This is a genomic window from Streptomyces ruber, from assembly GCF_014648075.1.
Taxonomy (GTDB): domain Bacteria; phylum Actinomycetota; class Actinomycetes; order Streptomycetales; family Streptomycetaceae; genus Streptomyces; species Streptomyces ruber.
Genome location: NZ_BMQK01000002.1, coordinates 216,177 through 229,203 on the forward strand (window position 1 = coordinate 216,177; position 13,027 = coordinate 229,203).

1 protein-coding gene (running past both ends of the window) is annotated in these 13,027 nt (G+C 76.4%); it reads left to right on the plus strand.

All 13,027 nt of this window come from inside a single coding sequence — locus IEZ04_RS05640, lonely Cys domain-containing protein (protein ID WP_189215557.1), on the plus strand. Of the gene's 47,442 coding nucleotides, 18,802 precede the window and 15,613 follow it; the stretch shown corresponds to coding positions 18,803-31,829 (codon 6,268, partial, through codon 10,610, partial); the first complete codon in view begins at window position 3. The start codon and the stop codon both lie outside this window.

Below are 13,027 nucleotides of genomic sequence, written 5' to 3' on the forward strand. Positions count from 1 at the left end.
CGCCGCCCGCGGACGACGCGGTCCAGCGCCGTCTGCGAGAGCTGTGGAACGTCATCGACGCCACGTTCGGCTCGCAGCCGCTGCCGCAGGAGATGCGCAACGGGCTGTTCAACTCCCTGCGCGTGATCGAGGCGGCGCGCGCCGGACACCCCGACTTCGGCCGGGAGCCGCTGGACCTGGACGGCATCACGCGCATGGTGCTGCACCTCCCGGCCGGCACTCCGGTGGACGCCGCCCGGCACTTCGACGCCTTCACCGTCGTGAGCAGTGCCCACCGGCGGGGGCGCAGTGGCAGTCTGGCCGCGATCGCCGCGTACGGGCTGACCCGGCAGGGGTATCCGCCGGCGTCCTCGCTCCGCGGTCCCGACGGGGCGCCGCACGGACGGAACTGGACCGGACGCCCCGGCCTCGCCCTGCACTTGGAGCAGACCGCCGACTTCCAGGGCGTACGCCCCGCGCCCTGGGGCCCCACCGCCCACGCGGTGGTGGCCGAACGCAACGACGACGGCCTGGTCGTGGTGGCCGGGACGCCGGTGTCGGACGCCGAGTTCGCCGAGATCGTGCTGCACGACCCCGAGCGGCGGCCGGGCGCCCCCGTCGTCCTCCTGATGGGGGAGCAGGAGAACGGTCAGAACGAGGCTCTGGCGCGGGTGATCGCGGACCGCACCGGCACCCGCGCCTGGTTCACCAACGGTGACCTGCGCCTGCAGCCGGTCCCCGGCGGACGGCGGGCACCGGTCCTGGCGACGCCGGACTCGGCGGACGATCCGGCCGGCGCCTGGCTCCCGGCCGACCCCGGTCTGGTCCCGGACGACCCGGAAGCCACCGTCACCGCGTCCGACGGCACCGTCTTCCCGGACAGCGACATCCACTCCTATCCGCTGCCCACGATCGACGGGCAGCGGTTGACCGGGCGGGCGTTCCTGGACGCGCACGACATGGCCCTGCGCGAGCAGTCCATGCGCCCGCTGTCCGCGATGCAGCACTACTCCGACTTCCTGGATTCGCTGCCCGGTGTCCACGGCTCCAAGGAGAGCGGGGCGCTGCCCCTGCCGCGGGCCCTGGCCGACTCCTACGTCGCCGTCGGCCACGGCGACAGCGGACGCACCACCGTGCCCCGCCGCAGCACCGGCGCCAACCAGGCCACCCCGCCCGTCCAGCTCGGCCGGATGCTGGCCCGGCGCAAGAGCCTCCAGGCCCTGCCGCCCGAGCAGCCGGTGTGGGCGCTGTGGTGCGAGCTGTCCTACCGGCGGCCCGGTCAGGACCTGCTGACCTACCCGCCCTCCGCGCAGCACGTCGCCAACGAGACCGGCCGCACCGTCTTCGCCTCGGACGCCCAGGTCGGCACCGCCGACGCCGAGAACGGCCTGCCCCCGCGCGTCATCAAGTTCGACGACCCCGACCGCCCCCAGGGCCACTTCGAGGAATTCCGTCCCGAGCCTCGCGCCATCGCCCTCGGTGCCCTCGCCGACCTGGGCCGACTGCCCGCCCAGCTGCCCCGGCGCACCACCCGCGCCCTGCACTGGGTGCGCGCCCTGCGCCTGACCCACGGCCTGGACATCGACAGCGACCCGGCGCGCGAGACGGAGTTCCACGAACTGATCGAGGGCTTCGGACGGCTGGAGGAGCTCCGCTTCCAGGCGGCCGGCGGCACCGACCCCGGCCCGCTCACCTGGGCCGGCCTGCAGCACATCACCGGCCAGTACGCCACACGCCAGGGCTGGGACCGCTCCCTGACCGCCAACACCCTCAACCATCTCCTGCGTGCGGCCCTCGACGGGAACCTGCGCCCCGAGGACGCCACCGGACCCACCGCCCCCGCCGCGCCGCCCCTGGCCTCCTCCGGCGGCACCGCCCCGGCACCGGCGAACGCCCCCGGTCCGTCCGCCCACGGCGACGCCCAGGACGTCCGCACCGGCTCGTACACGCAGGACCCGGCCGATGGCCTCCGGGGCGAGGAGGAGGCGTACGACCTGGACACGCCGTCCGGCGCCGAGCGCGGAGGCGGGGGCGGCCGGCCCCGGCTCGCGCGGCCGGATGCCGCGGCGCTGGCGCAGTTCCGGTTCACGGACGACCCCGAGGCCGAGAGGCTGGCGCAGTTCCGGTTCGCCGACGACACCAGCGACGACACCGGCAGCCAGGACGCCGACCCGGACCTCACGCCCGAGGAGTACCTCGACCTCCTCTTCGGCTCCGCGGCCCGCGACGACCACTCGCCCGAGATGCTCGTCGGCACGGCGATGGCGCTGCGGGAACTCGCGCGGAAGCACACGGACGCGACGGGCAGCGCCACCGGTGTGCTCGGCGAACTGCACGGCCTGGCCAGGCGGGTGCTGGGGCTCCGCCCGAACACCCCGGTCGGCGAGGGGCACCTCCTGTTCCTCGGGTCGCTCGCGCTCAGCGCCTCACCGGCCGAACTGGCCGACGAGGACGCCCTCGCCTCGTACATGCGGCGCCACGACGCGGCCCTCGGCCGGGAGACCCGGTTCACGCGGGGCAACGGCACCGTGCGGAACTGGACCGGCACCGGGGACCAGGTGCCGCCCCTGGACACCTACGCGGTGGAGCACGAGGACGGTGGGCTGAGCGCATGGCCCGCGCAGTGGTCGGACCCGTACGTGGTCCTCGCCCAGGAGTACGGCAACTCGGTCCGGCTCAACACGCCCGACGGCATGGTCACGCTGGACGACGCCGGCGAGTTCGCCCGGCTCGTCACGCGGGACCCGGCGCGGCACGGGAAGAGCGACATCGTCCTGGCCTTCCCGCACGAGGACATCGCGTCCCTGGCGCAGCACGTCGCCGACCTGACCGGCGCCCGGGTGTGGTTCTCCGAGCACGCCCCGCGCCCGTCCACGGACTGGCGGACCGGCACCGACCGCATCACGCTGGGTCCCGTCCGAGACGGTGTCGGCACGGTGTGGAGTTCCGTCCGGCCGGACCAGGACGCCGACAGCGACGGGGACCTCGCGGACATCGTCGGCCTGTACGAGAACGACTCCGAGCCCGGCGACGGGATCCAGGCGCGCCGGGCCGAGCCGCTGACCACGACGGACTACGGTGTCGTGGACAACCGCGGCGAGGGTGTGCTGTTCCGCAAGCCCGGCAGGGCCCACGGTGGGTGGCAGACCCCGCGGGCGCTGTCGGGCACGGAGGACGCCCCCAAGCTCCTCCTGTCCGAGCAGGACTACGACCAGACGCTCGTCACCGCGCGCCCCGCCCTGCGGATCTCCTCCGACCGCACGCTCGCCGTCGAGGACGACACGCCGGGGCAGCAGGTCTTCGCGACGCGGGAGGCCGTCGACAGCGCCTCGGCCAAGCTGGCGCGTGCGGGCCTCGCGGTGCGGTTGCGGACCGACGAGGACCTGAGCATCGTCCTGCCCACCCCCGACGGGGGCAGCAGACGGCTGTTCCGCGTGATGCCCGACTTCCTGACCCGCTCCGGGAAGTCCACGGAGGAGGTCTGCCGGGACTTCGCCGACATGCTGGCCGGCAACGCCCGCACGTCGCACATGGTCTTCCGCGCCCCCGGGGGCGGCCCGGCGGTCACGGCGCCGGTCAACGCCTCCGACGGGGCCGAGGTCACCGGCACCCACCACCTGGCCGACGCCCTGGGCCACGTCGCGGACGGCGACGTGCGGCCGGAGACGGCGGACCCGGCGTGGGCGGCCTCGTTCGTCCGCCGGGACGACCGGCCCACCGGTGGCGACGGCAGCGGTCCGCTGCCCGGCCGCGCGTACGGCAGCGCCCTCAGCCTCGCCCAGCCGGCCGACCCGCGCCGCGACGCCCTCTCGGACGCCGCACGCCGGATCGGGGTCAACGAGCACGCGTGGGCCGACGTCGGCGAGGGCTACCTCGTCCAGTCCGTCGCGGCGTCCGGCGCCCACGGTCAGCCGAGTCTGGAGCGCAACTACGCCAAGCCGCAGGTCGACGCCAGCAGTGCGTACTTCGGCTACCACTTCGCCACTGTGGTCCTGTCCAGCGAGGACGGCAGCCACCAGGTGTCCCTGGAGAACCACTCGCGCGTCGTGCGGCGCAATGACCGGCACCGCAGGGCGGTCCTGGCGAACCTGCGCAACCAGGACCTGGACGACCTGCGGGGGACCGCTGCGCAACTGCGTCAGGAGATCGGGCGCCAGGAACAGGCCGGTACCGACGAGCACCTCACGGAGCTGCGCGGTTACCTGGACCTGACCTTCGCCCTGATCAGGGCGAAGCAGGCCCAGACGGAGATGCGTGCCGCGCCCGCGGGCTCACCGGAGCACGCGGAGGCCGAGAAGAGGTTCGAGGCCGCCACCCGCGCCGCCGCGTCCCGCGTCGGGAACATCGAACCCGTCATCCCGAGCAAGCACCTGTGGTACATGCGGATGTACTCGCAGCGACCCGGCGAGTCGGCCCACGACGCCAACGCGGAGCTGCTGACCGAGGAACCTTCGTTCGAGGCCAATCCGCTCACCGCCGTCGTGGTCCGCGGCCAGCAGGCGCTGCCGATGTCCGTCTCCTTCGACAAGGACGCCCAGCAGACGCCCGAGGGTTCGCGCAACGCCATCCGGCACCTGGCCAAGATCGTGGCCAGGACGGGACTGTGGAACGCCGCCAACGGGCTGCCGCTGCCGGACGTCACGGTCAGCGGGCAGCGCAGCGCGCGCCTGGGCGGCCGGGACCTCGGCAAGGTACGTGCCGAGGCGGTCGCGGCCTCGTTCCGGCGCGAGCTGGCCGACGCGCTGGCGGCGCTCCAGGACGGCACCCCGCAGCCGCACCTCACGGCCGACCGCTTCACCGTCGACCCGGTCTCGGTGCGCGACCGCCGGCCCTCCGTACGCGGCGCCGCGGTCCCCGCCACCGTGGACATCACGGTCGACGACCACCGCGGCGGCCTGCGGCACGTCGCCACCCGCGGCCTGCGGGGCGGCTCGCCCGACGACGGTCTCGACCCGGTGGCGGAGCAGTGGCCCATCGGCCGCCCGGTCACCGTCATGCGGCCCCGCTTCGGCGTCGACCCCGCCTTGGTCGTGCCCGCCTCCGACGTACCGGCGACCGGCGTACCCACGACCGACGCGGACGCAGACGCGTCCGCGGACACCGGGCGCGGAAAGGGCAGGGCCGCGGACGACGTCCCGGCCGCCACGGACCCGCGGCCCGACCGCTGGTACACCTACGTCCGTCCCGCCGAGTCCCGCTCGGAGCCCTTCCGCTACGAAGTCGCCGACACCGGGCACATCAGGCTGCCCGGCGGGGACGAGATCCCGCCGACCGGGTGGACGCGGTTCGGCCACGACTTCGTCCACGCGCCGACGGGCACGCTCCTGCGGGGCGACAGCGGCTGGATCGGCCGCGTCGCCAACATGGACACCCTGTCGGCGGTCATGGCGGACCTGGACCAGGACTCCGCGCCCCACCGGGTCGTCGCGGACCCCTCCGCCCTGTACCTGGTGCCGGAGGACGGCGGCGACACGGCCCTGCGCATCCCGCTCCAGGTCCAGGAGACGGCCGGCTCCGCCGAACCCACCGCTCCCGCGGGTCTCGTCCTGACGGCGCCCCCGCCGGCCGCGCCCCTGCTGGTGCCCACCGGACGCACCCCCGTGTACGGCTTCAACGCCTTCCCCCAGCTGGTCCGGGCGCTGCACGAGGTCGCCCCGGCGCTGCGGAGCTCCTGGGGCCTGCCGGCCGACGCCTCCGTGGAGGCGTCCGTCGCCCGCCTCGGCGAACTCGTCCAGGCCGGGCAGCTCGGCCTCGACGTGCCCCGCGCCGGCGCCGGGCTCACCCCGCGCATGCCCGGCAGCCGGCCCCTGGGCAGCCCCGGCGGCATGCCCACGCTGTCCATCGCGCTGTCCTCGCCCCGGCCGGTCACCGACAGCGACGGCGTCGACCGGGCCCGGGGCGCCGCCGGCACCACCACCACCGCCGACAGCTCCTCCGCCCCGACCGACCAGGGCACCCACAGCCTGCGCCCCGGCAGGCAGCTCCTCGCGCTGAACGTGCCGCTCGCCGCCCAGCAGCCGCACACCTCCGCCACCGGCGCCACCGGCACCGGCCCGAACCGGCTGCGCGCCGCCGCGCCCGCCGACCGGCGCGGCACCCGCAGCCACGAGACGACGGTCGACGCCGTCATCACCGTCGAGGGGCCCGAGGGCCGGCGCTGGGTCACCGGCACCGCCGTCGTGCGGCTGTGGGAGAACGACCTGCTCGGCTTCGGCGTCACCCCCGCACGCCCCTACGCCGGGGTGTACGACGTGCCCGCGATGCTCGCCGGGCAGGAGGCGGAGGACCTGCGCGACTGGGCCCGGCACCCGGTCACCGACCTGCCGGCCGCGCTCGCCGCCGGGCTCGACCCGGAGGACTCCACCGCCCGCCTGTGGCTGGACCTCGGCGACGACCCCGACGGCAGCCGTCTCGCCCGCGCCCTGTACGCCGCCTCCCGCACCGCCGTGCGCGCCGCGCGGCCGGTGGAGCTGGTGGTGCGGACCGCCGACGGCCCGCGCCACTGGCCGTTCGCCGCCGACGGCACCCCCACCGACACGACCGACGCCACGCGTGGCGCCTGGAAGGACTGGCGCGAGGCCGCCGACGCCCACGACGCCGCCGTCGCCGCCGAGCAGCAGTCCGCCGCGCCGGAGCAGGAGTACCGGCAGGAGCCGGAGGTCGCGGCCGAGGCACTGCGCGACATCGAGCGCACCCTGGGCGACCGGCCGACGCAGGCCGCCCGCCGGACCGCCCTGCGCGATCTGGCCCGGCTCTCCACCGGCCTCGACACGGTGCGCCGCGCCGAGGGCACCGGCGTCTCCGGCTCCCTGCTCGGCTCGCTGTCCGCCACGCCCCCGGCCGCGCCCGGTCCGCGCCGCGCCCCCGCGGCCCCCGGCGGCGCCCGTCTCGCGCCGCCCGCCACCGTCGCCCCGGGCGTGCCGCCCACGCTGCGTACCGCGTTGCCCCGGCCCGTCGTCCGCGACCACGCCGACCTGCTGCGCATCGCCGAACGGGTCACCGCGCGGGAGTCCGCCCGCGGCCTGTCCGTGGAGCGCTGCCTGCAGCTCCTCCGCGCGCTGCGCGCCGCGCTGTACCCGGCCGGGGTCCGCCCGGCGGTCACCCTCGACGACAGCGCCGCCGTACGGACGCCGTCCCCGGACAGCGCGCTCGCCCAGGGGCCGGGCTGGAACCGCGTCGGCTCCTGGGAGGCGCTGGCCGAGGCGGTCGCGGCCGCCGGGCCCGGCACCGCCGCGTTCCTCCTCGCCCGCCGCCCGGGCTCCCTGATGGGACACGCCTGGGCGGCCTACCACCTCGGCGACGGCCAGGGCGTGGTGTGGCTCGACCTGTCGGCGCCCGCCACCCGGATGCTGTCCTCGCAGGCGCCGCCGTTCACCGCCGCCGAGGCCCGCGCGGTGCTGATCGACCCGTCCGGGCAGGTGCTGCCGGACGCCCTGCCGGCGTTCCTGCAGTCCTCCTCGACCACGCACGCCGTCCTCGACGCGGCCACCGAGCGCAACCGCTACGCCGGTGTCGGGCTGGAGGTCGAGGACCGGCGGTTCTTCCTCATCCGGGGCCTGGCCGAACCCGACGCCAAACTGGTCCTCGCCACCGGCCCCGGCCTGAAGATCGTCACCGACTGGACCGACTTCTGGCGCACCGCCGACGGGCGCTTCCACCTGCACCGCCCCGAGATCGTGCCGGGCGAGCCGGAGCCGTACCTGGAGTCGTACACCATCGGCGAGTTCGTCCTCGACCCGATGGGCTCCGTGCCCGGTGAGCGGCGCCAGTCCCCACAGCAGGCGCTGGACCGGCTGGAGAGGGCGATGGACGGGGTCGCGGGCGCGGACGCGCGGCCGGACGGGGTGCCGCTGGCCGCGCTGCTCCCCACGTCCGACGGGTGGACGCTCAGCGACCTCGGCGACAGCGTGCTCGTCGCGCCCGCCCCCGTCGGCTACGACGGCACGTACCTCACCCAGGCCACCCCGGGGTACCCGGCCGACCGGCTCCGCGAGCTCCAGGACGTCGGCGCCGCCCACCTCTCCTCCCCCTGGCTGCGCCCTCTCGTCTCCCTCGGGCGCGGCTACGGCCGGGACGTCACGGCCCACTACGTCCGCCGCCTGCTCGGCCGTGACGACGTGCCGTCCGAGCTGATGCCCTTCCTCTCCGTCATCCCCGACATCGACGAGGTGTGGGGCTACGCCTGGCTGGCGTACCACCACGTCGCGGCCCGCCCGGCCGGGGTGGTCATCCAGGCGGCGGCCCTGCCCGGCGCGCAGCCGATGCTCACCAAGCACCTCCTGCCGGTGGCCTCCCGCAACCCGCTCGACCGGATCCTGGGCGCGCTGCGCCCCCGCACCCGCGCCTTCCTCGCCGGCCGGCTCACCCCGCTCGGGGAGGACCTGTCCGCGCTCACCGAACGGGCGCACGCCACGATCGCCCGGGCCCTGGAGGAGTACCAGCGCAAGCTGTCGCCCGGCCGTCCGTACTTCGCGGGCTTCTTCGACACCGCCGCCTCCGCCGCCCCCAGCCCGCGCGAGCACCTGACGGCCGCCTTCACCGGCCGCACCTCCGACGGCCGCCTGGTGACCCAGCAGGAGACCGTCGGCATGGACGACTACCCGCAGCTGGACACCGAGGGGGGACGCCTGCAGCTCGGCCTGGTCCTGCCGGAGCTGCGCGACTTCGGCTACACCGGCCGCTTCCTGACCCGCGAGCAGATCCGGCGGGCCGTCGGCGAACTGGTCGAGCTCACCGGGCGGGCCTACCAGCGGGCGGCCCAGCTGCGCACACCGCTGCCCGAGGACATGCTGCGCGCCTCCGTCGAGCGGATCCTGGACCACCCGGCCGTCCTGGCCGTCGCCGACTTCCTCGCACTCGCCTCCGGCCAGGGCTGGCCGCAGGCCGACGGCCGCCGCCAGGGACTGCTGTCGGTGCCCCGCGCGCACAGCATCGCCGAGACCCTCGGCCGCTACGCGCTCGGCTTCCCGGTCCCCGCGGACCACCCCGACCTGAGCACCCTGCGGGACGCCGCCGAGCGGGCCGCCGCCCTCCAGGACCAGGTGCCGCCGGCCGAGCGGGACCGGACGGCCGCCCTGCTCGCCGCGGTCCGGAACGCCCTCGCCCACGTCGCCGACCCGGCGCGGCGGCCCGAGACCGTCCCCTGGGCGGCGGTGATCGTCGCCGCCGACGGGACGTACGTCCCGGTCGAGACCATCGCCCTGCTCAAGCACCGCGACCCGAACGGCCGCCCCGTCGGCCTGTCCTCCCGGCCCGCGGCCGACTGGCGGGACGCCCGCCGCCAGACGTACGGGCTGCTGCCCGGCACCGGGCACTTCACCTGGATGCGCTACGGGCCGGCCCCCGCCGAGAGCGCCCCGCAGCCGCTGCCGTTCACCGACCCCTACCTGGTGGGGCTGCGCGGCGACGCCTCCGGTCTCGCCCTGGCGCTGAACGGCGCAGGGTCCGCCGTCCTGGACGCCGACGGCCTCGCCGACCTGCTCTTCGCGGCCGATCCCGACCTCACCGCGTCGCTGCCGGACCGCCCGGTCCTGTTCCCCGCGGCCGACCTCACCGGCGCCGCGGCCCACGACCCGCTGGAGCGGCCGCTGCTCGGCCAGGCCGCCGCCAACGTCCTGGACCGCTGGGTCTGGGGCACGGCGGGCGGCTACGAGACCTTCCTCGCCGCCCCTCACACCCAGGCCCCGGCCCGGTTCCGGCTCGCCGAGGGCGACACCTGGTCCGCCTTCCGGCCCGAGCCGACCGGCCCGCAACTGGCCCGCCTCACCCGGGAGGTGACCGGCGACCCCGCCCGCGCCCCGCAGGTGCTGCGCCACCTGCGCGCGCTGCGCCTGGTCTACGGCCCGCACCTGGAGGACGACCGGACGACCCTGCACACCCTGCTGCGCGGCTTCCAGGCCCTGGAGGCCGACCGTCTGCAGCGGGGCCTCACCGCTCCGCTGACCTGGGGCGAGCTGCGGCAGTCGATCGCCGCGGAGTTCACCGGTGGGGTGCTGGCCGAGCCGGCGCCGCCCGTCGGCCTGCCGTTCCTGCTGGTCGCCGCGGCCGGCCGGACCGGGACGGACCTGGAGCTGTCGGGGCTCGACCTGACGCCGCGCCACCACAGTCCGCGCGCCTGGGCGTCGGCGTCGCAGGCCCCCGGCCCGTACGGACAGCACGGCCAGGGCGGCGAGCCGTCGCTGTTCTCCCCGGCCGGCCCGGCGGCGACCGGACAGCCGGACCCGTCCGCCGACCTCTTCCCCCCGGCCGCCCCGCCCGCCCAGCCCGCTGCGGCTCCGGCCGCTCCGGCTCCGGCCGTTCCGGTGTCCGGGCCCGCGCCCCGGCCGCTGTCCGGGACCTTCACCGGCCCCGGCGACCCGCTGCTCGGCCCCGGCACGCTGATCCGGGGCGCCGGAGGCGCCGTGCGGGGCCGCAACCTCACCGGCAGGCCGCTCACCGACGTCAACGTCGCGAAGGTTCGCACCGTGCAGGTGCACCCCGGCGCGGTGCCGCGGGTGTTCGCCCGGTCCGCGCCCTGGCCCGACACGGCCTACGTCGTCGCCGCGCCCGGCGGCGCCGGGCAGACCTGGCTGCCCGACGGGCGGGTCTTCGGCCCGGACACCCTCGCCGACCTGCTGGCGGCCGACCCGGAGCTGGCCAAGCTGCCCGCAGACGTCCCGGTGCTGCTGGTCCTGCCCTACGCGGGCGGCGACCACCAGCGGACGCTGTGGGCGGTGGCCGAGCGGCTGGGCCGCACCGTGTGGGGCGCGAGCGGCGACGCGCGCCTGCTTCCCGACGGCGACCGCCACGGCCCGGCCCTGACCGACCGCAACCCCGACGCTCCCGTCGGGTCCTGGATATCGGTCACCCCGGCCGGCCTGGCACTGCCGGAGGAGGACCGGGAGTTCACGGCCGTCGACGGCACCCGCTTCCGGGAGAGCGAGATCGTCAGCCGTCCGCTCGCCGACGACCGGGACCAGCGCTTCGGCCGGCTGTCCCTGGCCGGCCCGGACGGGCGGGTGCGGCAGGACGAGGACCGCTTCCGGCGCTTCCACCACCTGAACGAGCTGGTCAACCTGGTGCCCGCCGACTCCGGCCGCCACGACGGCACCCGGCAGCCGGTCGCGCCGCCGCCGGGCGGCATCTACCTGTACGCCACCCACGGCAACCCCGGCCGGATGCAGGCACCGCTGCGCGACGGCCGCACCGTGTGGCTCGACAAGCACGAGGCCGCCCGCTACCTCGGCGGACTGCGCGACGTGCGCACCCTGCCGCCCGGTCACCGCATCCACCTGGAGATCTGCTGGAGTGCCACGGACGGCGACCCGCGGCGGCGCAACCAGCCCTTCGCCGAGGCGCCGCACGTCGACGACCCGCTGGCGGAGGTGCCGCTGGCCCAGCTCGTCGCCAACACCACCGGCCGCGAGACCGACGCCCCGACCCGTCAGACGGGCCTCAACGGCCACACCCGCCTCGCCATGTCCTCGGCCCGCGGCACCCTCGGCCGCCGTGTCCTGTTCCGGCCCGAGCCGGGCCCGGACGCGCTCGACAAGCTGGCCCGCGACGGCGGCCTGCACACCGGCCCCGGCCCCGTGACCGCCGAGATCCGCAACACGACCCTGCGCCTGGTGCGCGCCCTGCGCCAGACCTACGGCAGCGCCGTCGAGACCAATCCGATCCGTTACCCGCGTCTGTGGCAGGGCATCGCGGCTCTGGAGCGCCTGCGCGCCAACGATCCGATGCTGTCCGCGGGCACCCCGTTCCGCATGGACCTGTGGGACCTCTTCACCCAGGTGCACACCGGGCGGACTCCCGACGTGGCCGGCCGGACCGCGCTGCTCGACCACGCCCGCACCCTGATCGCGAGCGACCCCACCGCCGAACTCGGCACGGCGATCCCGTCACCGGCCCTCAGCCTCACGCTGCGCGAACTCGGCACGAGCGGCGACGCCCTCGTGCGCTATGTCCAGAACCTCCCCGCCGGCGCCACCCCCACCCCCCAGCACTGGGCGTCCACCCTGTGGGCCACCGCACGCGCCGCCCAGCGGCTGTTCGCCACCCCGCCCGCGGAGCAGCGGGAGGCGCTGGGCCGCCGGATCCTGCACCTGGCCGACGGCACCCCGTGGAACCTCGACCGGCAGAAGGAGGTCTGGGCGCTGACGGCCCGCGCCGCCGCCCAGGGCCTGGACATCACCGATGCCAATGTCCTGGCCGCCCACCACCTCACCGACAGCGGCGCGTTCGGCCCGGCGACCTGGCTCGCGGATCCCTCGCAGGCCACCGGCGTCAACTGGAGCGGTACCCCGGCGCCGCGCGGCGTCAACTGGGCGGACCCCCGGCAGATCGTCCCCGGCCCGTCCGGTACCTCCCTCAGGCCCTCCGCGGCCCCCTGGGCCGGCGCCGGCCTGCCCGACCCCCGGGTCTACCTGGTCCACACCGACCCGACCGGCCGGATCGTCCTGCACCTGCCCGGCGGAGCGCGGGCGACCGTCTCCCAGGACGAGTTCCTCGCCCTCCTCGACCTCGACCCGGTCCTGCGCGACCTGCCCCTGGGCAACCCCGCGGTGTTCCTGAACACCGGGCCGGCGCCGCTGCCCGCCGGATTCGTGGAGCGCTTCGCCCAGCACACCGGCCGCACCGCCCACACCGCCGCCGGGCCCATGACGCTGACCGGCCCGGACGACGCGCCGCGCACCGTCCTGCTCATGCTCGACCCCACGACCGGCGGCCCCGGCCGCTGGACCACCGGCCGGCGCACTGCGCCGGGCACCCAGCAGGCACAGACCCAGACCCAGCCCCGGACACAGGCGGGGATCACCCTCTTCGCCCCCGACGTCCAGAACCCCACGGTGCAGTCCCCGGCCGACCCGTCGTCCGCTCTGGCCGCGCTCGCCCTCGACGACCCCGGCGCCACCGGGGACCTCCCGGCCGCCGGCACCGCCCTGGACCTGCCGCCCGAGACCCTGCTGCGCAACGCCTCCGGGAACCCCACCGGCCGCAACCTCACCGGCACCGCGGTGCGCCGGGTGCGCATGGGCAGTGCCCGCGTCGTCGTCGGCGACGCCTCGCC